Below are 24553 nucleotides of genomic sequence, written 5' to 3'. Positions count from 1 at the left end.
CGATCCAATTCTGCCAAAATCAACGGAATTTGAGCTTCTAAATCCGCAGGTCTTTTATCTTTACTCCACCAGATAAGCGGCTCACGGCGTTTATAATCCACTTTGCTGACGCTTCTTTGCCTTTTAATAAGAATTTCACCATAAAAGCGACTGCCAGCGCTTTATCATTACCACTGCTTAAAAAAGCAAAAGAGTAACTGCTGACATTAGGAATAAAACCACGCCCGATAAGGTTATTATTTTCATCCAGGCCGTAGACTTTGAGGAAAAAAATATTAGTTTTTTCAGCCATGCCGACTTGTGGATAACGAGCTGCATAAGCTTTACCTTTGTACCAGGTGTAAAAAATCTGTCGTTCACGGTCAATAATTAATGGCGCTTGACTCTGCCAGAAAAATACACAATAAACAAAGGGTGGAATAATCAATAGATAGAGCAGAAGGAAACTTATATCAATGATGAGCAATCGAGTGCTGCTTGGGTAAAAGGTATAACGATAATATAAATACTTCCTTAGTGAGATTTCTTTATCATTACCAATATAACGGGCATTTTCCATATAATCTGGTAAATCGTCACTCAGATAAAAATTTTCTCCATACTTTTCTTTTACTAGATCTACCCAGGAATGAATATCTGATTCAGTATCTTTTCGTTCTTTTATAAAGTCATTCACAGTTAACACTAGACTGGTAATTAGTCCTAGTGTAACAGGAATTAGAGTAATGTTCCTAAAACGGCGTTGTGGATTGCGAATATGACATTCCTTATCATCAAGATAGTCCAATGTTTCCACATGTTTAATGGTTTCTGCATTCTTAATATCCGGTGGTGCAGCCAGAATTTCTTTTTCCCATCGAGTCAGCCGCTTGGCTGGCAGTGGATGAATAGTAGGAAACCATTTTTTGAGTAAATATTTTAATCTTTGTTTCATTCGGAAAGATCTTCATCAGGGGGACCTAGGCGATCCAATTCTGCCAAAATCAACGGAATTTGAGCTTCTAAATCCGCAGGTCTTTTATCTTTACTCCACCAGATAAGCGGTTCACGGCGTTTATAATCCACTTTGCTGACCGCTTCTTTGCCATTTAATAAAAACTTCACCATAAAAGCCACTGCCAGTCCCTTATCATTGCCGCTGCTTAAAAAAGCGAAAGAATAACTGCTGACGTTAGGGATAAAACCACGCCCGATAAGGTTATTATTTTCATCCAGGCCGTAGACTTTGAGGAAAAAAATATTAGTTTTTTCGGCCATGCCGACTTGTGGATAGCGAGCGGCGTAGGCTTTACCTTTATACCAGGTGTAAAAAATCTGCCGTTCGCGATCAATAATTAATGGTGATTGTCGGCGTAAAAAAAATATGGCCCATAAGAAAGGTGGAATAATCAGTAGATAGAGCAATAGGAAACTTATATCAATTATGAGAAGCCGGGAACTACTTGGGTAAAAGGTATAGCGATAGTGAAGATATTTTTTCAGAGAGATCTCTTTATCGTTACCAATATAACGAGCATCTTCCATATAATCGGGTAAATCATTGCGTAGATAAAATTCTTCTCCATATTTTTCCTTTACTAACTCGATCCAATCATGAAGATTATTTTCAGCACTTCTTCGTTCTTTTATAAAATCATTTACTGTTAATAGCAGACTGGTAATTAGTCCTAGTGTTACCGGGATCAAGGCAATACTCCGAGCGCGGCGTTGGGTATTACGGATATGACATTCCTTATTATCAAGGTAGTCTAGTATTTCCACATGTTTAATGGTTTCTTCATTCTTAATATCCGGTGGTGCAGCTAGAATCTCTTTTTCCCAGTATGCCAGCCGTTTGGTTGGCAGTGGATGGATAGTAGGAAACCATTTTTTAAGTAAATTTTTTAGTCGTTGTTTCATTCGGAAAGATCTTCATCAGGAGGACCTAAGCGATCCAATTCTGCCAAAATCAATGGAATCTGAGCTTCTAAATCCGCAGGTCTTTTATCTTTACTCCACCAGATAAGCGGCTCACGGCGTTTATAATCCACTTTGCTGACCGCTTCTTTGCCATTTAATAAAAATTTCACCATAAAGGCGACTGCCAGTCCCTTATCATTGCCGCTGCTTAAGAAAGCAAAAGAATAGCTGCTGACGTTAGGGATAAAACCCCGTCCGATAAGGTTATTATTTTCATCCAGGCCGTAGACTTTGAGGAAAAAAATATTAGTTTTTTCAGCCATGCCGACTTGTGGATAGCGAGCGGCGTAGGCTTTACCTTTATACCAGGTGTAAAAAATCTGCCGTTCGCGATCAATAATTAATGGCGCTTGACGGCGAGAAAAAAACACACCCCAGACAAAAGGAGGAATAATTAACAGATATAACAATAAGAAACCTATATCAATTTTGAAAATCCGTGAACTACTTGGATAAAAGGTATAGCGATAGTGCAGGTATTTTTTCAAAGAGATTTCTTTATCATTGCCGATATAGCGAGCACCTTCCATATAATCAGGTAGATCATTGCGTAAATAAAATTCTTCGCCATATTTCTTCTTTACCAATTGAACCCAACGATGAATACCTCTCTCATCATTTTTACGATCTTCGATAAATCCGTTAATATTTAGAATAAGGCTACTAATAATCCCTAATGTTACTGGAATTAAATTAATACTCCTAAAACGGCGCTGGGGGTTTCTAACCCAGCATTCCTTATCGTTAAGGCGATCTAGTATTTCCACATGTTTGATGGTTTCTTCATCCTTGATATCTGGCGGTACTGCCAGAATTTCTTTTTCCCAGCGTACCAGCCGTTTGGCTGGCAATGGGTGGATGGTGGGAAACCATTTTTTGAGTAAATTTTCTAATCGTTGTTTCATTCGGAAAGATCTTCATCGGGGGGACCTAAGCGATCCAATTCTGCCAAAATCAATGGAATTTGAGCTTCTAAATCCGCAGGTCTTTTATCTTTACTCCACCAGATAAGCGGCTCACGGCGTTTATAATCCACTTTGCTGACCGCCTCTTTGCCATTTAATAAAAATTTCACCATAAAGGCGGTTGCCAGTCCTTTATCATTGCCGCTGCTTAAAAAAGCGAAAGAATAACTGCTGACGTTAGGGATAAAGCCACGTCCGATAAGGTTATTATTTTCATCCAGGCCGTAGACTTTGAGGAAAAAAATATTAGTTTTTTCGGCCATGCCGACTTGTGGATAGCGAGCGGCGTAGGCTTTACCTTTATACCAGGTGTAAAAAATCTGCCGTTCGCGATCAATAATTAATGGCGCTTGACGGCGAGAAAAAAACACACCCCAGACAAAAGGAGGAATAATTAACAGATATAACAATAAGAAACCTATATCAGTTTTGAAAATCCGTGAACTACTTGGATAAAAGGTATAGCGATAGTACAAATATTTTTTCAGGGAGATCTCTTTATCACTGCCGATATAGCGGGCGTTTTCCATAGAGTCGGGTAGATCATTGCGTAGATAAAATTTATCACCGTATTCCTCTTTGACTAAATTGACCCATCTATGGATAGCTTTTTCATCATTTTTACGGTCTTCGATAAATCCATTAATATTTAGAATAAGGCTACTAATAATTCCTAATGTTACTGGAATGAGATTAATGCTCCTAAAACGGCGTTGAGGATTTCTAATCCAGCATTCTTTATCATTAAGGCGATCTAGTATTTCCACATGTTTAATAGTTTCTTCGTTCTTAATATCTGGCGGTACCGCCAGAATTTCTTTTTCCCAACGGGCCAGCCGTTTGGCTGGCAGTGGATGAATAGTGGGAAACCATTTTTTAAGTAAATATTTTAATCGTTGTTTCATTCGGAAAGATCTTCATCAGGGGGACCTAAGCGATCCAATTCTGCTAAAATCAATGGAATTTGAGTTTCTAAATCGGTGGGTCTTTTATCTTTACTCCACCAGATAAGTGGTCCACGGCGTTTATAATCTACTTTGCTGACCGCTTCTTTGCCATTTAATAAAAATTTCACCATAAAGGCCACTGCCAGCGCTTTATCATTACCGTTGCTTAAAGCGGCAAAAGTATAACTGGTGATATTAGGGATAAAGCCACGCCCGATAAGGTTATTATTTTCATCCAATCCGTACACTTTGAGATACAGAATATTAGTTTTTTCTACCATACCTAATTGTGGGTAACGGGCGGCATAGGCTTTACCTTTGTACCAGGTGTAAAAAATTTGTCGTTCTCGATCAATAATTAATGGCGCTTGGCTCTGCCAGAAAAATACACAATAAACAAAGGGAGGGATAATTAATAGATAGAATAGCAGGAAACTTATATCAATTTTCAAAAAAGAGTCGCTGTGCCGATAATAATTATAACGGTAATGTAAATATTTTCTTAGGGAGATTTCTTTATCATTACCGATATAACGGGCATCTTCCATATGATTTGGTAAATCATTGCGCAGATAAAATTCTTCACCATACTTTTTCTTTACCAATGCGATCCAACTATGGATTCCTGCTTCATCATTTTTACGATCTTCGATAAATCCGTTGATATTTAGGATAAGGCTGATAATAATCCCTAATGTAACTGGGATTAAGGTAATACTTCTAAAACGGCGCTGTGGGTTGCGGATATGGCACTCCCTATTATTAAGGGAATCCAGTATTTCCACATGTTTGATGGTTTCTTTATCCTTAATATCTGGCGGTACTGCCAGAATTTCTTTTTCCCAACGGGCCAGCCGTTTGGCTGGCAGTGGATGAATAGTGGGAAACCATTTTTTAAGTAAATTTTCTAATCGTTGTTTCATTCGGAAAGATCTTCATCGGGGGGACCTAAGCGATCCAATTCTGCCAAAATCAATGGAATTTGAGCTTCTAAATCCGCAGGTCTTTTATCTTTACTCCACCAGATAAGCGGCTCACGGCGTTTATAATCCACTTTGCTGACCGCCTCTTTGCCATTTAATAAAAATTTCACCATAAAGGCGGTTGCCAGTCCTTTATCATTGCCGCTGCTTAAAAAAGCGAAAGAATAACTGCTGACGTTAGGGATAAAGCCACGTCCGATAAGGTTATTATTTTCATCCAGGCCGTAGACTTTGAGGAAAAAAATATTAGTTTTTTCGGCCATGCCGACTTGTGGATAGCGAGCGGCGTAGGCTTTACCTTTATACCAGGTGTAAAAAATCTGCCGTTCGCGATCGATAATTAATGGCGCCTGACTTTTCCAAAAAAATATACAATATACAAAAGGGGGAATAATCAGTAGGTAAAGCAATAAAAATGTTATATCAGTTATTAAAATATCATTGCTATATTCATAAAAATTATAGCGATAATGCAGGTATTTCCTTAGTGAAATTTCTTTATCGTTACCGATATAACGGGCTCCTTCCATATAATCTGGCAAATCATTGCGTAGATAAAATTTATCACCATATTCCTTTTTCACTATATTAACCCAATGATGAATATTTTCTTCACCACTTCTTCGTTCTTTTATAAAACTATTAATGTTAAGAATAAGACTACTGATAATTCCTAATGTTACAGGGATTAGATTAATACTCCTAAAACGACGTTGAGGATTGCGGATATGACATTCCTTATCATCAAGATAGTCTAGTATTTCCACGTGCTTAATAGTTTCTGCATCTTTAATATCTGGAGGAACCGCCAGAATTTCTTTTTCCCAGAGCTCCAGCCGTTTGGCTGGCAATGGATGAATAGTGGGAAACCATTTTTTAAGTAGATTTTTTAATCGTTTTTTCATAATATGCGCTCTCCGTCAAAACTGCCCTTAATGGTATTTTCTGCTGTAGGTTCTTCTCCCCAGAGATAGCGCAAAGGGGCGATAACATTCGCTGATTGTTCATAGTACCAGTACAGTTCACTACTACGGGGTAAAACACCCTTCGTTTCGGTAAATACCACCTCCAACGTTGCGGTATCGCCATTCAGTGTGAGTTTGGCTTTTTCCTGAGTTTCCTTAAATTTGGTACTACGGAAGATATCAGGAGTATATTTGCGGCGGTTAATTTCAATGTAATCAACTTTTTCTCCCCAGTAAGAAGTTTTGGGCGAAGTCACAAAGATCCAGCGGATATTTGAGAGACTCATCTGAAAAGCAGGTAAAGTAAAATGATAGGTAGTGACACCAAATCCCTGATGTATTTTCAGTTGTGGCTGAATAAAGAGATTTAGAAATTCCTGATTTTCTATAATAAAATGATTTTGGGTGTTATTGTTCATTTCTCTGGCTGTTCTAATTTGCAGTAAAATGGTTGGTCTTCCATCATCACCCCAAAAACCATACTTTTTCCCTGCTCCCCAAAAACAGTTATTCAGCACTTTTTCTAAATCTGACCAGGCATTGCTAGCCTGTACAATACTGCCACCGATAAACAGACTGGCTCCCGCAGCCAGCCATGCCAGCATTCCTGCTGTGAGGACGGAGCCCACAGCAAGGAAGACTAATCCGACTGTAGTCAGAATGATAGTGCCTGTTCCTATCGCTACCTGACTATAACCTTCCACGTTATTACCCACTTTAAAGGCGTTACTCGCATCATAGAAGGAGATAATTGCCCCTAAATAGCCCGCCACGCTACCGGCAACACGGGAGAACTGATTGACCATTGCGATATTGACGGCAGGCACTTTTATCCCGCTCATCAGCGCTTTGACTATGGGTGAGTTTACTTTACTGGCTAATGTTGAACCGAGAGAAGCCAAATCGGCACTCATCCCAATCACTGCGGTGCTAAAGCGCAACAGATTCATATAGGTAGGTCCGGGTTGTAAAGGGTTGTTGCGGGCATATTCTGTCTGCATGATCACATCGGTCAGGGTAAAGGCATTCAGAAACAGGCTGACACCGGTCAATGAAGAATCAAACAGTAAACCAAGGGAAGGTTTGCCGGCCCCGTCTAAGGTAAAAAGCTGAACCGGAGAGTCCACACTGGTTTTAACCTCAGGCAGGGTTATCACCGGTTTATTGCCCAGTGATTCCAGACGTTTACTCCAGTTAATCATCCGTTCCCCGATAGCCTGTTGACGCACTGCCGGGTCAGGGAGGTGGCGATTCGCTTTCGATTCCAGTCGTTTCAGTACTTCCTGATAGCTCTGTTCGTTGAGAGCCACTCTGCCATCCGGCTCAATCACCACTCCCAGCGTGGATAACAGGGCCGGAACCAGTTGTTGGGTTATCTGGTCAATCGCTTTCTGGGGAAGTTGCCGGACATAACTTGAACCCTGATAAATTGCCTGCTGGGTATAGGCGCAGACGGTTGCCAGAAATGTCCCCATCCCCAGCAGAATATTATCGACTCCCTGAATAAACGGACCCTTAAGTAGCGGGGATTTGACTTTGTCGTTATTCAGTACGGTGACAACCCCGGTGGTAATGGTGCGCCAGAAGTTGCCATCCCCGTTGCTGTCCGACTCTTTAGCCGCCAGCTTCGCCAGCACCTGCTGGCCGGGCAGGGAGGATTGCAGGTTGCCGAGCAGGCCGGAGAGAATTTCACTGAAAAACTGGAACTCCAGCGCATCCTCTTCTTCCAGCGTCTCTTTTTCATCTTGCAGTGAAAAGAAGTAGTGAAAATAATTTTTCAGCCTGCCGACTTGATAACTGAGGTCCGGGTTGTCTGCAAAGGCTTCAAACAGCTTCATAAACATCGCCTGACGCGCTTCAAAATCTTCGGTGACTTTTTTCAGTTTCGGCCAGTCATTTTCCCAGGCGTCAGAATCAATACTGTCATCTATTTTCTTTTTCAGCTCCGGGTTTTTGGTGGCTTTGAGATTTTCGACATAGAAGCCGATGGTCAGTGGGTAGATGTTGGAGGCGTTATAGCTCTGTTGCCACAAATTCAGGATAGAGTAGGCTTCCACAATATCCCGCTGACGGCCTACCGGGTCATGCAGGATCACAATCCGCGCCTGTTCATCCAGGTGCAGATAACTGTTGATTCGCTTGATAATCATGTCGGCGTCCATCTCGTAGCTGCCCTGAGTGGTCAGCGTATCAATCCCGACGTTAGCCAAATCCAGTTCATTGATGTCTTTTTCAATGGTGGCCTTGATGTTGGCAAACTGCTCCTGCCGGATTTTGTAATCGACAATCAGTTTTCGAAAATACTTTTCTGAGGCGTTAACCGCAAAGGGGGACTGCTCCTGTTCGAGGTTGATGAACTGCATGGTTTTCTGCCGCAGTTCAAGACTGTTGTCAATCTTAGCAAGTACGGAGGAGTGCCACGGGTGTTCACTGTAAGCGATACTGATATTGATGACATCTTTGGCGACAAACAGGAATGGATGCCCCTCGCCCCGAATGCCGGGTTCAGGGATTAGCCCTTCACTGGCGTCTTTGCGGTTGAGAAACATGTACTTTTTAAATTTCTCCACCCGCTGCTTTTTGCCGTTAACCTCTCTCTCTGATACGCAATATTTAAAGATGTGCAGATAACCGCGGGCTTTGCTGCCTCGGGTGGTCAGCGGGTCTTCTTCCTTGATGTATATCCAGCCGGGACGCAGCAGGCGGGCGGCATAGCCTTTGGTTTGCTGGAGTGACGAGGAGAACATCAGGGTGTGGATATCCGGGGGCGCTTCTGGTTTTTCGAGTTCTTTGCCGAAAAAGTTCACATAAGCATAACGAACCGGGTAAATCGGTTTAATGTTGCAGTCACAGGGCTGCATATAATTATCTACCTCAAGATTTTGCGGGAACAGTTCGTAAGCTTTTTCGATATATTTATCGAGAAGTTCCTGAATGTTGGTGGTCATAAGGTGTCCTTTGTCGTTAGTTTATTACACTGTTCAAAAAGCAAATAGGCCCGTTTTTCCTGATTTTTTGTTTGTAGATAAGCTGAGTCCCAAAGTTGTTGCCAGTGAACTTCATCGTTTGGCATTAAACACTTGGCGGTAACATAATAGAATATGGCTCTCTGCTGCGTCAGTCCTTGCAGATAAGCCTGATTAGTCTGCTGCAAAACAAAAGCAGATAGGGTGTTTTTATTCACCTGACAGCGTTCAGCTATATTTTTATGAATAAAATCAATGGTTTTAAGTGTGAAGCGTTGTTGCGTTTGTTGCTCAAACAGTTCACACAATTGGTGATTGAGCGTAACAGGCGCAGGTTTTGCCTGCCGAATGTTTTCCGTGATGGTGATAATGTGGCGGGTATTGGGTTTATCACCATAGAACCATATTGAATTGATCCCCTGCATAAAATGGGCTAATGGCCCGTCGGATAGAGTATTAAGCAGAGTCGTCAGTGTGTTGGGATGATAGAAACGGAAAAATGCCCACTCTTGAGTCAGCTCATTTTTTAAATAGGTGAACTTACGAAGATGATTTAACACTGTTTCAAAAGGTTGTTCGCTTTGGATAAACACGCTCAACTCTGCCCGGTTATCGGCATTCATAATGTATCGCTGTAATTCTGGCTGATTACTACTGTCTTTATACAGTTCAACCAGATAAGGGGCGCTATCTTCCAGTGAAACTTGAGTTTCTCCCTGAAACAGTCCTTGCCAATGTAAAGAGGAAGCGGACAGATCAGGAATGATAAATCGTCCTGCCTGTTGATATACTGCCGCGTCAATGACCGCGTAGAGATGTTCATTATCTTCATAAACCGGCGTATCAGTGGTTGGCGTCAATATCAAATCGCCACGAATGGCTGGCCGCGGAGAGTCAATATTTTCCCGTTGTACCAGTATGACGGGCTGCTGATCACTTATCTGTCGGATATGGCGTATTAACCGTAATTCGGGGTGAGCGCTTTCCATCAGGTAAGTTTGTAAGGCAATGATGTCTTGGTATTGGCCGTTTGTTATTCCAAAACCGATCACGTAGTTGCATAGATTTGTAAATGCCTCATATTCAGTCGGAGCATGGATTAATGCTTTGGCTGAATATTGTCCGGCAGGATGTTTTTCATTGCCTATCGCTTGGTAGGTGCAAGTGGCAACCCAGTAGTGAGCTAGATCAAACGAAGATAGCGTTTTCACTCTGATGTTTCCTTTTGTGCATCAGCTTTTCCTCTGCAATCCTGAGCAATGGGCTGTCCTTCATTGGCTGCGCCGGTCAATGTTGGTACGGTACCAGCGCTGCCACCTTGCACTACCACTGGGCCTTTCAAAAAGATATTGCCGTTTAGTGTGATGCCTTGAGCATCCAGCGTGATACTTCCTGCCTTACCTCTTAGGATCACGGTATCACTGGCTTGCAGGGTATGTATTTTGGTGTGTGAGTGAATGCCTTTAACGACATTTATCTGGTAATTGCCTTTGATATCACTCTGTTTGTTTTCACCAATTTGTTGGAAATGGGAAGCGTAGATCTCTTCCTTCCAGCTATTGTTGATCCGCGTAACTTTGTCTTTCTCAATGGTTTCGAACTGATTTTTATCCACTTGAATGTGTTGTTCATTCATGATGCGGATAAATTCATCATTGCCGATTTTATGCCGACGATCATTCATGACTGTGTGGCTTTCGTCGTGCTCTATTTGTTGTGTCTTATCGTGGTTAATTTGGATCAGTTGGTTACGTTGAGCGTGGATATAAATCTCTTCCCGCTCTTTTTCATCCTCAAAACGCAGTTCGTTAAAACCATTACCTTTATGTGTTTTGGTTCTGAACGTGGTGCGCGTCTTTTCTGCGGGTAAATTCAGCGGCGGGCGGTTAAGGCCGTTGTAAGTGCATCCGGTGATAATAGGCCGGTCAATATCGCCGTTGAGATAGGAGATAATGACTTCCTGACCGACTCGCGGCGTTGCCAGAAAACCAAATCCGTTGCCATTCCACCCTTGTGCAACCCGCACCCAGCAAGAAGCCCGGTCGTCAGGCGCGTCATAACGGTTCCAGTGAAAGTGAACGCGAACCGCCCCATCTTTATTGACGTAAATTTCCTCAGTGCCCGGTCCGACAACTGTTGCGATTTCATCGCCGTCAGCCAGTGGTTTATAGCGGTATGGCGGACGCCAATCGTTGCGGCCTGGTATAAACCGGGTTTGTGAATTCAGGGTAGTGCCGGTTCCGCCGTCGCCTAAAACCGCAGGGACATGCCCTGTATGTTGGGAAGAGATGACTTGCCAGCGGTCATTCATGGCGTCAATCGGGTGGTTGGTTAATGTGAAGATTCTGCCCGGCATTAATCGGATACAATTACTGTTCGCTATCCCTGATTTGCTGTCAGCACGCAGGGCTTCCAGCCGGTACTGGGTAAACGGAATGGCCTCTTTGTCTTTCTGAAAACGCCCGTAACTTTCGAAAATATGAAATAGTGTGTCGTTTTCTGCCGCAAAATCTGTTGCATTGTGTCGTAAAGCGTAATTGGGATTGTGGTAATTTCTGTCTTTTTGGGTGGTGGATTCAGGGCGCATGTGGGAGCCAAACAGCCATTTGTAGATAACATTTTCTTCTACTGCGCTGGTAATGTCCGGGTTGTAGATCAGTGTATCCGGCGCTCTCATGTTCAGGTGGCTATCACTCAGATGGAGCCCGTCATCGGCGAACCAGAAGAACATCCCCTCTTCAGCCGCCAGGCGAGTAAAGAAATCATAGGATGATTCCCTTTTCATGGTGACATATTCCCGCGTTGAATGTGGGTTATTCAAATGTATATTGGCCCGGAGTTGCTTCTGTTTCAGGAGGCTTTGTAAAATATCGGGAATGCTAATTTGGTGATAAATACGGCTGTCCTGATCGAGTGTCAGAAGCCACATTTCTGGCCTGACTGTCAGGTGATACTGGGTTTGATGCCGGTTTGTGGTTCCAACAACCGCGCTTTCAACCAATCCTGTCACTTCGCGTTGCAGAATATCGTCACGGGTGACGGTGAACCGCGCAGTTTGGAGCAGGAGGGTATCGGTATCAATATCTGAACGAGGTGCCGCTAACGTCAGAGACAGGGTAAATAACGATGAAAGCGCTTCATCTAACGTAAAATCAACCACGGCAAAAGTTTTGGCTTCTAGGCTGCCGATAGTGCAGGCAAAGCGGAGTCCAGTTTTCATAATTTTTCCTCAATACATTACATGATCTTCTGATGCCCAGGCATATTGTAAAATTCCCAGCATTCGCCGGTGTCGTCGTTGATGGCAATTAATTGGTGAAGGCTTGTTTCCACCAGACAGAGGGAGAAAGCGGTGTGTAATGTCTTAGCGAACGCATACATTTCTCCTTCATGTCGGTAATTTGCTGACGTCATGCGAAGCGTGATTCTCTGGGCTCTCACGGGAACACCGTCACCCATATGGTAGAATGGAACAATGTGGATTTTACTGAGACCATCGGCCATGCGCTGAATATGCCGGCTACGCGGGGCGTCCAGATGCGCGAAGGTATCAAGTTGTTTCACCAGAGATCTGACGGTATCAATGTAACTGAGAAAAAATGGCCCAATCGACAATAAGGATAGTATCGGCCAATGTTGATGACTGTTTACTACGGCAGGAAAATCTTTTGACGCCGGCACGATATTCTTGGCTTGAATATGGCTGGGTATCTGCTCGCTTGGTATACAAATTTCCCCGATGCCCAATGTACGTGCTTGCGCATGAAATCGGTGATATTGGCAGTAAAAGTCGCGATAGTGGTGCTCTGTTATGGGTTTTGCCTGATGATCATGAAACGTGAGATTAATTTGACTTCCACCAAATGGCGATTGTTCCCGTATATAGTTAAAAAGCAATATCTTGTCACTGGGTTCGGCAAAATGGCAGGCTGCCAGTTGTGCGCTATCGATAAGAGGAACGCAGTGGTCAGATCCGTCGGATGTTTCCTCTGGTTCAGATTGGAGTTTAACTTTGTCAATACTAAAGATTTCATCTGCTTCTAATACATAAAGCGATTTGTCCTTTTCAAATGCAATCGGTTTTGTTTTTGTCGGAACTAGGTTGATAACGGGTACGCAGTGGGGGATAAATGCGGGTGTAATATCCTCTATGGGAATGTTACAGTCGAATTCTAAAATAATGGTAAATTGCTTATCTTCTCCCAAAGGGAGTTCAGCGATCTCCTCCGATAAGTCAAATGACATAAAGTCATTAACATGTGGCAGATAGAGGTATTCGTATAACACCTGCAACGGCCAGAAATAGTCGTGTGGTCTCGGCAGTACCAAATTTTCCTTCTGGCGGGGAGCGCTCTCAATAGACAGCCACATCTCCTTCTCTTCAAGGGATGTTTTCAGATAAGTGTTATTCAGTGATTGATCGATGTATTTCGTCAGTAAAGACGCCAATTTTTGATCTTCTCCCAGAAAAAGCGTGACTTGCCCTGTCTTCCATTTGGTAGTTGGCCCATGATATTGGAAGGTCAGTGATATCAGGCTTTTGTCTTGGCTGTGTGTCAGCGTCTTATGGATCAAGGTAATTGGTTCAATACTGATATCTTGGGTGGTTCTGAACGTAATTGATTGTTTATGTTGTATGGCAGAAATTTCACTGCCTTTGGCAATGTTTGTAGTTTCAGTCATGCTGCCCGGTTGAATATCTAACTGGACAATGCTGGTTGAAGGGATCGGATGTAAAGGTATCGGCCATACCTTTCGCAAAAGAGGGTTGATGACTTCCGGGAAACCATCATCAATTTTCTGCTGAAGACCGGCAGCTATAAACGCAAAGCCTTCCAGTACTCGGAGAACATCCGGGTCGCCAGATTCAGGGGTAAATGGAGCCAGGTGTGGGTGTTCCTGTGCGGCGTTGTGCATATCATGCTTTAATTTGTGAAAGCGCTTCCCTATAGAAGTCCTCAAAATTTTTCATATCTACCTTTGTCTTTTTTCCGATCAAATATTAATGTAAATTTATATTTTGAGCTGATGGATATCAAGGTTGATAATTTAATTATGTGTAATTTTTTGTTTCAAACAGTTAATGATGTAAATTTTTTAGGTGTTCGATTAACATAATTATGTAATTTATTTCAATGAGTTTTATTTAGATAAGTTTTCTTTAATCAAATTATGGCGTCATGATAGCCATATGTTGGAAGCTGAAATTAATATTTAAGTCATTAGTTGATGGAGGGAAATATGTCACGTCCTATTATTTTAGTTGGTGATTCGACTTCGCATGGCGGCAAGGTGTTAGCAGGTGATCAAGGCCTTGATGTGTTAGGGAAGAAAGCGGCTCGGGTTGGAGATGCTGTATCCTGTCCAAAATGTGGTGGCAATCAAACTATTGTGGAAGGGACTTCTAAAATAATCAGCTCCAATGGACAAATGTACGCACTGGAGGGAATGAAAACCTCTTGTGGCGCGACATTGATTGCTTCGCAAAGCCTATTTCAAGCATAAGATGGTGATAAAAGGCCATTTTCTGCCTGAAATAGGGCTAGTTGATTCAAGTACGGATGTTCAGTGCTTCATTATCTTTTTACAAACTACCCGGTTGACGTGGTGGATTACGGCCTGACATATTGGTCGTCGCGCTGCGAATATTCCGACCAATAACATCAATACTTGCTTGAAATGGTGGGAATGGCAGAGTAATGCCGTGTTCGCGGAATCCTTGCAAAATAAGCTGATGGACTTCATGACGAACAGGCATGCGATGCCCCATTTCAGCAGCATAAATACGTAATTCAAATATTTGAATGCCATGTTGAAGATCAACCAGATAAGCTTCCGGCGCCGGGTTATCAAGGATCAGAGCGCTGCGTTTAGCGGCGGTTAATAGGATTTGGGTGACTTCTTCACAACTAGCTTCTGCCGGCGCAGGAATTGTCAGTACAACACGAGTGATAGTGTCAGATAATGACCAGTTAATAAACTGCTCAGTAATAAAGGCTTTGTTAGGAACAATGATCTCTTTTCTGTCCCAGTCTGAAAGGGTTGTTGCTCGTGTATTGATCTTGGTGATGCTACCGGTCAGGTTGCGGATAGTCACGGTATCGCCGATACGGATCGGTTTTTCGAACAAGATCATCAAGCCAGAAACGATGTTGGCGAAGATCTCCTGTAAGCCAAAACCTAGTCCAACCCCTAACGCGGCAACAAGCCATTGCAATTTTGACCATTCAATACCAATCAGCGAGAAACCGACTAAACCACCAATCAAAGTAATGGTGTATTTGGTGAGTGTGGTGATGGCGAAGCCGGTACCAGGTGTAAGTTCCAAATGCTGTAGTAAGGCCAATTCAAGCAATGCGGGTAGGTTACGCACCAGTTGAGTGGTGATAATAATCACCAAGATAGCAATCAAGACAGAACCTACGGTGATAGGTTGAACAGTTTCTACATTATTTATTGTGGTGGTGACGTCCCACAGTCGGATATTTTCTAGAAATGAGAAAGCGGAATGAAGTTCTGACCAGAGCCAAATGAGTGAAACTAAGGCAAGCAAGGTTAGAATTGAACGGACTAATCCTAGTGATTGAGCACTGATTGCATCCAGATCAATAATAGGCTCCTCAACTTCAATGGAACCTTCGATACTGCTTGAACCGGTTGAATCGTCCTCGCTTTTGGCGCGTTGAGCCAGAATTTCTGCTCGCCGTTGTTTGGCCCGGTCAAAGGCGATCCGGCGTCTCTGAATCAACATCCAACGACGGATAATATGGTAAATAACCAGCAGGAAGAACCAGATAGCAACGGAAGTCTCCAGACGCCCAAGCAGTGCTTGTGATGTGCTGAAATACCCCAGTATGCAAGCTAGCGCTGCGACTATCGGCGCAGAGAGTAAAATCCACCAGAGAGCGGTATTGATAACATTTTCTCCGGAACCATTTTTATCTAGATAGAGCGGGACTCTTGCCCGTTTCAGGCTGTTAGTGATCAGGCTTAAGGAGATACACAGGATTAGGAAGCAAAGCCTGCCAAGTGTGGAAGCAAATTCTCGATCGCTGTAATGTTCAAACGTTATCAATGCCATTACCAATGGCACAATGGCAAAGATAGATAGTTGGTAAAATCGTAAAGCTCGTTTAACTCGTTCTTCCGGCCAGCGAAAATGGGCAATGAATAATCCATTTGGATGGGCGAAAGTGGCGCTCAGCATGAAGATCCATAGAACGGGCGTCGTAGCACTGACGCCATAACCAATAGCCGTCGCCATAGGATATTGCCAGGCGCTTTGCAGCCCATAGCCAATTGCGGACCAAAGCATCGGCAAAGGTAATGCGACCACAACCGACCAGAATACGGTACGTAAAGTGAGGGAAAAGTGATCATGGGTGACTTTGCCGATACGATTACTCGCGCGTTCAAGGAATGCGTAATAATGGCGCAGAGAGCCGATGCTGAATATAACCAGGAATAGCGTGCCAAATAAGTACAGCAGCGTATCTTGAGTGGTTAGCATGACTATCAGGGCGCCGCTTAGCTGAGAAAAAGTATCCAGCGATAACAGACGGGTTAGATCCTGCACAACACTGATTGGGTAATCGAGCGAAACAGGATTGACATCCGCAACCCAAAATAGATAACGGTGTGTAGCCTCTTTAACTTCGGTTAGCGCATCATTTAGCTGGCTGGTAGCGACTTTCAGTTTGGTTAATTCAAGGATTTCACTGTCATAACCAGATAATAATGAATTGAGTAATTCTTTGCGGGTGCGGGTAAGAGAATCATAAATCCGCTCTTGCTCAGCAGTTAACGCTACGTTACTTTTTTGTACGGGTTTTGTGTCTTTTTGTAACTGATCCAGCATGTCTTCGTATTTCAGGCGATCGACCCTGAATTTGACAATATTCCGATCAAGTTGCTGTGGTTTAGACATGTCAGGCAAACGGGCAAGCTGAGTTTGGAGCGCTTCTCCAAGCGTTGTGGAGCCACCGAGCCATTGTGCCTGTTCACGAATGGTATTCAATGCCTGTCGGACTTGAATGATATCACTGGCGGCTTGTCGTTGCTTTGAGCCGATGATATTCATTCGTTGCGCTTGCTGATTTAATTCCTGAGATAAATTCCGGTTCAGTTGTAATTCATCAAGCAGAAATTTTGGTAGCTGATCACTCTGTTCCGCCAGCATCTCGGTATGTTCTAGGGCTAATTCTGCTTTTTGCTGACGTTGCGCATTAAGTTGGCTGCGAAGTTGTTGCAGCTCAAGATCAAGTCGATGATATCGTTTTTTGAACAGTTCAACCCGCATGCGGGAAATTTCCTGCCGATTGTTAGCGGAAAGTTGAGCTATTTCAAGTTCATTGACTGTTGCTTTGTGCGCATTGACTTCGGCTTGAGCTAAGGCAAATTGAGCTTCTGCTAATGGGGTGGATGGTGTTCCTAATGATTGCAAGCGAGAGGATGCATCAGTTAGCAGGCGTCGCGCTTCTGATTGTTGTTGCGGTAATAGTACGAGAGAGTCGCTGATTTCCCGCCCTTTGTCCTGCTCTTGCTGTAATTGCCCCCCTTGTTCTAACAACCGACTGCTGACCTGAATGATCTGTTGCTCAATGTTTGCAATGGGTTGGTTAGCAGGAATTGGACGGGGAGTATCACTTTCAGTAAGTAATTTTTGACGAAGTTCTTTGGTTATTTGAGGGAAATCATCAATGGCAGTTTGGTATTTCTGCGTTCTGTCATTGGCGGATTTTGTATCGGCGATCCAATTGAGCGCCCCTTGCAGCGCCTGAGCAACTTCTGCATCTTGCGGATTTTTGCTGGATTCAATTTGTTTCAGCTCTTGTTTAAGCTGATTTTCATCAAGTGAAATTGCAGCAAGAACCGGATTAATAAAGAGCAGGCTAAGCAATAAGCTGATAATCAGGCGCACGATAAAGGGCTCTCTTTGGAAAGGGATTAGCTTATGTTGTCAGTGGATTCGTCAGGCATGATAGCCTGGGCTAACAGTTCACCCATGCGGGTTGTGGAGCCACTGCTCAAGTGCTCGGCTAACTGTATCTGGTTTGATGCAAACAGGTTAATAACAGTAGAACCCAATTTGAAACGCCCCATTTCTTCACCTTTTTTGAAAGAAATTGCACCAATTGCACCGGCTTCGGGGTAAGTCCAACGTTTGATAATGCCTTCCCGTGGTGGTGTAACCGTACCACACCAAGACATTTCAATACTGCCGACGATAGTTGCACCAACCAGAATCTGTATCATTGGCCCAAATTGAGTCTCAAACAGACAGATGACTCTTTCGTTCCGAGCAAACAGATTTGGCACGTTGGCGGCAGTCAATGGATTGACAGAGAACAGATCGCCTGGGACATAGATCATCTCTTTCAGTAATCCATCACAAGGCATATGTACGCGGTGATAATCTTTAGGTGATAAGTAAGTCGTTACAAACTGCCCATCACGGAATATCTCTGCCAACTGATGGTTGCCGGCAAGTAAGGCTTCAAGCGTGTAGTGATGCCCTTTGGCTTGAAGGATTTGGTAGGTTCGGATATTGCCCAACTGGCTGATAGTACCATCAGCAGGTAGCGCTAATTGGTGTTCATTGCTGACGATTGGACGAATATCATCTTTTAGTGGACGGATGAAGAATTCGTTAAATGTCGTATATGCTGAAAATTCAGATGATTTCGCTTCATTCATATCCACTTTATAAACACGGGCAAATGTCTTGATTGCCAGTTGAGTCAACCAGCCAGCTTTTTTGTTAGCAAACCAGCCTGCCAAATGAGTTATCCCCTGTTTAGGCAGTAAATATTGCAACCTGATTTTAATGTTATCCAGCACGTCAACCTCTTGGATTCTATTGGCGAAATTAGACAAAAGGGGGTTATTGTACCCATCCTTTCATTTAATGTCAGTTAGCTATCGCTATCTGCAAAGTTCTTGCGTGGTTTAATTTGAGCCATGCTGTCGAGAATGCGGTGATAATTCTCGAAACGTTCTTGAGTTATTTCATTATTTTCCACTGCTTTCCGTAACGCACACTCTGGATCGTCCCGATGTTTACAATCACGGAATTTACAACCCCCCAGATAATCACGGAATTCGATAAAACCCTGAGTTATCTGCTCCGGTGTTAAATGCCACAGACCAAACTCCCGAACACCGGGAGAGTCAATAACATCACCGCCATGTGGGAAATGATAAAGGCGGGATGCCGTGGTGGTGTGCTGACCTAAACCGGAAACATCTGAAACCTGATTGACCAGAATCTCTTCTTCATCTTCTGGCAGGAGTGTATTGAGTAAACTTGATTTACCCACACCAGATTGGCCGGCGAAAATAGTGATTCTGCCTGCGAGCATCTTTATTAATTCAGCCATACCTTCGCCAGTATGACTTGATAGCTTCAATACTCTGTAACCAATGTTGTGGTATGTGGACATGATTTCGTTGACCCATTCACGGCTTTCTTCGTCCAGTAGATCAATTTTATTCAGTACAATTAATGGCTCAATGCCCAGTGTTTCACAGGCAACAAGGTAACGATCAATAATATTGAGTGACAGTTCAGGAAGAATGGCTGACACAATCACTATCTGGTCGATATTGGCGGCGATAGGTTTAATGCCATCATAATAGTCAGGCCGCGTGAGTACGGAAGTACGTTCGTGAACGGCTTCAACAATACCATTCACTTTAACATCAGTTTGTGTTTGCAACGAAGGACGCCATACCACCCGATCACCCGTTACCAATGAACGGATAGTTCTGCGAATATTACAGCGTTGTATAGAACCGTCTGCTGCCTCGACATCAGCATGTTGGCCGAAACGGCTGATAACAAGCCCTTCCTGAGGTTCACCTAATTGGCTATCATCCATTTCAGGTTTATTATCCTGTTTTTTCAACCTACGTTGATGATTTGCCTGTACTCGCCGTTGCTGGCCTTTGGATAGTTTATGCTTAGACACCGAACCTCACTTGTTCCACTCTTATCGCTGTTATTGCTTAAAAGCGCTATGATACACCATTAATAAGAACTCTCTCCCCAATCTAGGATATAACATGTCAAAAAGTGAGCACAATCTTATCTGGATAGATCTAGAAATGACCGGTTTAGACCCAGAGCGAGATCGCATTATTGAAATTGCGACAATTGTCACTGATGCAAATTTGAATATCCTGGCTGAAGGGCCAGTCATTGCGGTTCATCAGTCTGATGAACAACTTGCTCTGATGGATAAATGGAATGTGCGCACCCATACGGGTAGTGGGTTGGTTGAACGTGTTAAAGCAAGTAAAATTGATGATCGCGAGGCAGAGAAGGCGACGATTGAATTTTTGGAAAAGTGGGTTCCGGCAGGCGCTTCTCCTATTTGTGGTAATAGTGTCAGTCAGGATCGGCGTTTCTTGTTCCGCTATATGCCAGAATTGGAGGCTTATTTTCATTACCGTTACTTGGATGTCAGCACACTTAAGGAATTAGCCCGTCGCTGGAAGCCGGAAATCCTTGCTGGATTTAAGAAACAGAATACTCATCAGGCGCTGGATGATATCCGTGAATCAGTTGCTGAGTTAGCCCATTATCGGGAACATTTTATTCAACTGTGAGTTTTTCTGTTGGTATGGTAACGTAAGCTCGGTGTGACGATTAGTTAACCTGAACTGGCGTTTAAATCGTCATTTGACCGGAAAGTTTGTTTTTTTGCGTTGAAGGGCTTGCGGGCGCAACGATTTTTCGTATAATGCGCTCCCCATACCGATGAAGAATTTCATAAGGTATGGATGGCATACTAAAAGATATGCGGGAATAGCTCAGTTGGTAGAGCACGACCTTGCCAAGGTCGGGGTCGCGAGTTCGAGTCTCGTTTCCCGCTCCAAATTTGCGTTTGGAATCAGTATGTTATTTTTGGTTATCACTAGCCAGTTAGTGACGCGGGAATAGCTCAGTTGGTAGAGCACAACCTTGCCAAGGTTGGGGTCGCGAGTTCGAGTCTCGTTTCCCGCTCCAAGTTTAGATTCACAATTGGTTTCTTAGGTAATATGTTACCTAAGGTTATCACCAGTCAGTAATGCGGGAATAGCTCAGTTGGTAGAGCACGACCTTGCCAAGGTCGGGGTCGCGAGTTCGAGTCTCGTTTCCCGCTCCAAGTCTTCCTTATCATGTCGATAACCTAAATATCCTTCTCCTTTGCCAGTCTTATTTTCACGTGATAAACATGTTGCATGATGTTGTAAACATCGTCTGGGTTATTGGTAAATTTTTTGTATTTAACTTGTGAGTTTCATATCCATTGTTTGATAACGTAATACATACAGGGAAAATCTAACCACTCAGCAACCGGCGCATAAGCAGGGTTTGCATATCCCCACGACCATCGGCAATTACAAAAATCACCACCTGTTGACCAATGAGCTGATAAATGACCCGATAAGATTTAAAAAATGTTTGGCGAAAATCGCGGAGCCCTAGCTCCTGCAACTCCTTGGGATAATTGCCTTTTTCAGGAAAGTTAGCCAAGTTGTTTGCTGTTTTCAGCAACTGATCCAATACATAATCGGCTTTCCCTGAACTGTCATTTTCGACAATGTAATCGTAGATATCCTCTAAATCCGCCTCGGCATCTTTAGTCAGTACCACCTGATATGGCATTAGGAAAACTTTCTTTTATTCTTTAAACGTTGAACCACATCCTTTACCGGAGTGATTTCGCCCGCTTTAACCTGCTGTTGTCCTAAAGCTAAAATCTTTAACAACGCCATAGTTTCCTGAATCTGTTCATAAGAAGCAATATCCTGGATCACCGCTTTTGCTTCGCCATTTTGTGTAATAATCATCGGTGAGCGGGACTCAGAGAGTGTCGTCATCACCGTAGCTGCATTGGCTTTAAGGTAGCTGATAGGTTTAATTTGTTCTGAATAACGCATAGAATCCCTCACATCAAAAAAGACTAAATATAGACTATAAAAAGTCAATAAATTGATTGTAAAATGACTGAGCAAATTAAGCAAATGCCGATTTTGTAAAAGTAGAACAAGCAAGTCTATTGGCATGAGGTAATGAAAAATTATTATTTTTTTGCTTGTTAGAGATGGTTTGTGAGTTGCATTTCTCCACTCCCATTTTTGATATGCAAATATCCATTGAAATTTCTTACATTCACGGTTTTTAAGTCCAAAAATCAGGCTTTCCATCAGGTCTCTGTAAAATCGACGCTTCTGTTCTGTACCAAAGCGTCGATAAGGGGAAATTTCTGGTTTATCTCCTGTAACTCTTTGTTTTCATCATATGGTTGATCCCAGGTTTAGATTCGTGTGGAATAAGTTTTTTACCGGTTGCTCTCTTGTTGCAGATCAGGATACCTCCGATTATGAAAGCGCCTCCAATGAACATTGGGAATGTTAATCTCTCATCTAATAGTACTGCTAATAGTACTGCTAATAGTACTGTGCCGAGCAATACAGCGGTCAAAGGGTTAAGCGCGATGAATACGCCAGAGCGAGTGGAGCCAATTTTTTGGATTCCGTCGTAATACCAGATATAGGCCACTGCTGAACCGATTGCGCCGAGATAAAGTAAGCTGTAGAGATCAGTCATAGATAATGCATGTATTGCAGATAAACTCATTTGCCCGGTGGAAATAGCCGTTGTTGTCAGCATGATAGCGCCTGCCAGGATGGAGTATGTAACGGTATGTAGCGGGCCGATTTGGTTCACAATGTTCTTGCAGAAGACGCTATAAGCAACCCAGCTTAAAACGCAGCCAAAAATCAGCGTATCACCCAACCAGTTACCTTCTTCTCCCACGGTCAGTTGCGGTGTTTTGCTGAAAATCACAATCATTGCACCAAACAGACAAAGAATGATTCCCAGTATTTTCAATGGCGATTGCCTTTCTTTATAAAAGAAATATGAAAAAATCGCCATGATTGCTGGATTCAGCGCCACGATAAGCGAAGCTCTCTGGATGCGGTTGTGTGATGCAGGCTATAAAAGAAGAAAAGGTTGTAGGCGTATATTCCGCAGAGGCCAAGTCCGATGATTTTCAATAGTTGAGACAGATTAATCTTGACGAACATTTTTCCTGATAAAACGAGGAAGACAATTAGCGTCATGCCCGCCAGGATGAATCTGAGGCTTGCTGATAACAAGGGAGGTGTCTCGACAGAAATGTATCGACCTGCAACAAATGTCCCGCCCCAGATGATAGCTACAAGAGACAGCTTGATATAGGTTGAGTAGTTGTTGACCGGTTGCGTTGATGCGTGGTTGCTTTTCATGTTTATTAATATCGCAATTTATAGGGTGGAAGATGCTTTCAAGGCAGCGTATTCCATAGTTTGTTCCAATATTTCACGTTGAGCGCGGCTACCTCCCAATAATGACCATTTCTCATAGTTGAGACGGAGTTTGCTTAAACACTCTTCGTAGTGTCTAGATGTGAATAGTAAGATCGCTTTAAGGACGTCTATCCCTGTGGAATGTGTATCTGGTTCGATGCCAAATCCATCACTTTCTGCGATCAACTTTTCAATAAGAAAAGACTGATTTGTTGCAGAAAAAGCAAGCGCTGCATGTATTTTGTGAAAGTGAGAGGTGGATGTGCTGATGCTGCCTGTCCAAAGGAGGGCAAGATGTTCCCATATCGGTTGGAAGTTAGTGTCAGCAGATTTGAGCCTGAGCTGCCACAAGAATCCTACGGCGTCTAAATCCTGTTGAGCGCTTGGCGAGCATGCCTTGCCTATTGTTTTATATCCGCATTGCATATACTTATTCAGATGTATGATCATGCGGAAATGAGTGATTACTCAAGGGGGAGATAATGACTTTAACTCAGCTCGAAATTTTTGCTGTTGTTGCCGAACGAAAGGGCTTTACCTTAGCTGCGGCCCAGCTCAAGATCTCTCAGTCTGGGGTTTCCCATGCCATCAGACTCCTTGAACAGGAGCTTGGTGTAGAGCTACTGCATCGGCATCAAGGAGTTGTTGAACTGACAGATATAGGAGAAAGTCTGCTGCAAAAAGCCCAAGCTATTCTTGGTCTGGCTGAAACCATGCGGCAAGAAGCAGCGGATGCACGGGGAATGAAACGAGGTACGCTGCGAATCGGCTCATTTGGCCCGACTTCATCCTTGTGGCTGTTGCCAACGGTACTGGCCGATTATCGCAGGCTTTACCCCGGTATTGAGGTCCATATTGATGAGGGACCGGACAGACAGGTTGTACAGTGGCTTATGGATAGACGAGTGGATGTGGGATTCGTGACCCTGCCGGAAGATCAATTCGACACTTATCCGATTCTTGAAGACCAAATGGTGGCTTTGTTGCCGGTAGATCATCCTTTGATATTGCAGGATACGGTGACGTTGAAAGATTTGTGTGTTGGACCATTCGCCTTGACGGAAGCTGGATCGGCTGAACTGGTTTCCCGGCTTTTCTTATCAGCGAGGTTGCAACCTAATATTCGTTATCGGACGTCGCAATTGTTAAGTACTTTGGCCGCGGTTGAACGTGGTGATGCGGTGACAATTGTTGCCGAGTCATCTCTGCCGATGGCTCGCGATGTTCACTATGTTAAGAAAGCGCTGAATCCAAAAGTGAAACGGCATGTCGGGTTGGCTGTGTTTGATGAACGTCAATCGTCACCAGCTACTAAAGCATTTATCGCATTGGCGACTAAAAAATTTCGCATGGTGAATTCGGCTATTTCCCAGGCTTCCAGGGAGCTTGTCAGTGAATGATCTAGCGCTATTTTCTTGTCAATGACCC

General features: G+C 43.4%; 21 protein-coding genes and 3 tRNA genes. 6 read left to right on the top strand and 18 right to left on the bottom strand.

Going from position 1 to position 24553, the window contains the following annotated elements:
- Positions 1 to 37 precede the first annotated feature (37 nt).
- From OO184_RS04865 to OO184_RS04820, 10 genes are read right to left on the bottom strand one after another with little or no spacing between them, the layout of a single operon-like run.
- On the bottom strand, positions 38 to 934 hold the full coding sequence (locus OO184_RS04865; protein WP_265378207.1) for a hypothetical protein: 897 nt from the start codon (positions 932 to 934) through the stop codon (positions 38 to 40).
- A complete protein-coding gene (locus OO184_RS04860; protein WP_265378206.1) occupies positions 931 to 1899 on the bottom strand; it encodes a hypothetical protein in 969 nt (322 codons plus the stop codon). The genes OO184_RS04865 and OO184_RS04860 overlap by 4 nt, the downstream gene beginning before the upstream one ends.
- Complete coding sequence (locus OO184_RS04855; RefSeq protein ID WP_265378205.1) at positions 1896 to 2864, bottom strand: hypothetical protein; 969 nt, start codon at positions 2862 to 2864, stop codon at positions 1896 to 1898. The genes OO184_RS04860 and OO184_RS04855 overlap by 4 nt, the downstream gene beginning before the upstream one ends.
- Entirely contained in the window at positions 2861 to 3829 is a 969-nt protein-coding gene (locus OO184_RS04850; protein WP_265378204.1) for a hypothetical protein, read from the bottom strand. The genes OO184_RS04855 and OO184_RS04850 overlap by 4 nt, the downstream gene beginning before the upstream one ends.
- Positions 3826 to 4794 (bottom strand): hypothetical protein, encoded by a 969-nt coding sequence (locus tag OO184_RS04845; RefSeq protein ID WP_265378203.1) that lies wholly within the window; start codon positions 4792 to 4794, stop codon positions 3826 to 3828. Before OO184_RS04845 ends, OO184_RS04850 begins: the two co-directional genes overlap by 4 nt.
- Positions 4791 to 5759 (bottom strand): hypothetical protein, encoded by a 969-nt coding sequence (locus OO184_RS04840; protein WP_265378202.1) that lies wholly within the window; start codon positions 5757 to 5759, stop codon positions 4791 to 4793. The genes OO184_RS04845 and OO184_RS04840 overlap by 4 nt, the downstream gene beginning before the upstream one ends.
- Positions 5756 to 8767 (bottom strand): toxin VasX, encoded by a 3012-nt coding sequence (locus tag OO184_RS04835; RefSeq protein WP_265378201.1) that lies wholly within the window; start codon positions 8765 to 8767, stop codon positions 5756 to 5758. Before OO184_RS04835 ends, OO184_RS04840 begins: the two co-directional genes overlap by 4 nt.
- Positions 8764 to 9996, bottom strand: coding sequence for a DUF4123 domain-containing protein (locus OO184_RS04830; protein WP_265378200.1), 1233 nt, complete (start codon positions 9994 to 9996; stop codon positions 8764 to 8766). Before OO184_RS04830 ends, OO184_RS04835 begins: the two co-directional genes overlap by 4 nt.
- Positions 9993 to 12005: a type VI secretion system tip protein TssI/VgrG gene (gene tssI / locus OO184_RS04825; RefSeq protein WP_265378199.1), complete on the bottom strand. Its 2013-nt coding sequence runs from the start codon at positions 12003 to 12005 to the stop codon at positions 9993 to 9995. Before tssI ends, OO184_RS04830 begins: the two co-directional genes overlap by 4 nt.
- 17 nt (positions 12006 to 12022) lie before the next feature.
- Positions 12023 to 13702, bottom strand: coding sequence for a type VI secretion system baseplate subunit TssF (locus OO184_RS04820; protein WP_265378198.1), 1680 nt, complete (start codon positions 13700 to 13702; stop codon positions 12023 to 12025).
- Positions 13703 to 14026: 324 nt separating this feature from the next.
- On the opposite strand from OO184_RS04820, the gene OO184_RS04815 reads away from it, so the two are divergent.
- Entirely contained in the window at positions 14027 to 14290 is a 264-nt protein-coding gene (locus OO184_RS04815; protein WP_132346133.1) for a PAAR domain-containing protein, read from the top strand.
- Positions 14291 to 14369: 79 nt separating this feature from the next.
- Here the strand turns inward: OO184_RS04815 and mscM are convergent, their stop codons facing one another.
- From mscM to rsgA, 3 genes are all read right to left on the bottom strand, one after another.
- Positions 14370 to 17705, bottom strand: coding sequence for a miniconductance mechanosensitive channel MscM (gene mscM, locus OO184_RS04810; protein ID WP_265378197.1), 3336 nt, complete (start codon positions 17703 to 17705; stop codon positions 14370 to 14372).
- Positions 17706 to 17731: 26 nt separating this feature from the next.
- On the bottom strand, positions 17732 to 18625 hold the full coding sequence (gene asd / locus OO184_RS04805; protein WP_265378196.1) for an archaetidylserine decarboxylase: 894 nt from the start codon (positions 18623 to 18625) through the stop codon (positions 17732 to 17734).
- Between the two features lie 74 nt (positions 18626 to 18699).
- Positions 18700 to 19755, bottom strand: a complete 1056-nt coding sequence (gene rsgA, locus OO184_RS04800) for a small ribosomal subunit biogenesis GTPase RsgA (protein ID WP_265378195.1) — start codon at positions 19753 to 19755, stop codon at positions 18700 to 18702.
- A 94-nt stretch (positions 19756 to 19849) separates the two neighbouring features.
- Between rsgA and orn the strand changes: the two genes are divergently transcribed.
- The 4 genes from orn (at position 19850) to OO184_RS04780 (ending at position 20934) form a co-directional block, all read left to right on the top strand.
- The gene (gene orn / locus OO184_RS04795; RefSeq protein ID WP_265378194.1) at positions 19850 to 20395 is read left to right on the top strand and encodes an oligoribonuclease; all 546 of its coding nucleotides are present in this window, start codon (positions 19850 to 19852) and stop codon (positions 20393 to 20395) included.
- A 193-nt stretch (positions 20396 to 20588) separates the two neighbouring features.
- A tRNA-Gly gene (locus tag OO184_RS04790) sits at positions 20589 to 20664 on the top strand.
- A 55-nt stretch (positions 20665 to 20719) separates the two neighbouring features.
- A tRNA-Gly gene (locus OO184_RS04785) sits at positions 20720 to 20795 on the top strand.
- A 63-nt stretch (positions 20796 to 20858) separates the two neighbouring features.
- Positions 20859 to 20934, top strand: a tRNA-Gly gene (locus OO184_RS04780).
- A gap of 176 nt (positions 20935 to 21110) precedes the next feature.
- On the opposite strand, the gene OO184_RS04775 is transcribed toward OO184_RS04780, so the two are convergent.
- The 5 genes from OO184_RS04775 to OO184_RS04755 all read right to left on the bottom strand — a co-directional run bounded on the left by OO184_RS04775 (position 21111) and on the right by OO184_RS04755 (position 23551).
- Positions 21111 to 21437 carry a type II toxin-antitoxin system RelE/ParE family toxin gene (locus OO184_RS04775; protein WP_265378193.1) on the bottom strand — a complete coding sequence of 109 codons (327 nt, stop codon included), beginning with the start codon at positions 21435 to 21437 and terminating at the stop codon, positions 21111 to 21113.
- Positions 21437 to 21979, bottom strand: coding sequence for a type II toxin-antitoxin system Phd/YefM family antitoxin (locus OO184_RS04770; RefSeq protein ID WP_265378192.1), 543 nt, complete (start codon positions 21977 to 21979; stop codon positions 21437 to 21439). The genes OO184_RS04775 and OO184_RS04770 overlap by 1 nt, the downstream gene beginning before the upstream one ends.
- A gap of 64 nt (positions 21980 to 22043) precedes the next feature.
- Positions 22044 to 22733 (bottom strand): DMT family transporter, encoded by a 690-nt coding sequence (locus OO184_RS04765; protein WP_265378191.1) that lies wholly within the window; start codon positions 22731 to 22733, stop codon positions 22044 to 22046.
- Positions 22724 to 23065, bottom strand: a complete 342-nt coding sequence (locus OO184_RS04760; protein WP_265378190.1) for a DMT family transporter — start codon at positions 23063 to 23065, stop codon at positions 22724 to 22726. Before OO184_RS04760 ends, OO184_RS04765 begins: the two co-directional genes overlap by 10 nt.
- Positions 23066 to 23083: 18 nt before the next feature.
- Complete coding sequence (locus OO184_RS04755) at positions 23084 to 23551, bottom strand: tetratricopeptide repeat protein (protein WP_265378189.1); 468 nt, start codon at positions 23549 to 23551, stop codon at positions 23084 to 23086.
- A 56-nt stretch (positions 23552 to 23607) separates the two neighbouring features.
- Between OO184_RS04755 and OO184_RS04750 the strand changes: the two genes are divergently transcribed.
- A complete protein-coding gene (locus OO184_RS04750; protein WP_265378188.1) occupies positions 23608 to 24525 on the top strand; it encodes a LysR family transcriptional regulator in 918 nt (305 codons plus the stop codon).
- Positions 24526 to 24553 lie beyond the last annotated feature (28 nt).

Source organism: Photorhabdus aballayi, assembly GCF_026153155.1.
GTDB lineage: Bacteria > Pseudomonadota > Gammaproteobacteria > Enterobacterales > Enterobacteriaceae > Photorhabdus > Photorhabdus luminescens.
Note: the sequence above shows the minus strand (reverse complement) of the source record. Positions and strands in the feature narration are given on the sequence as shown.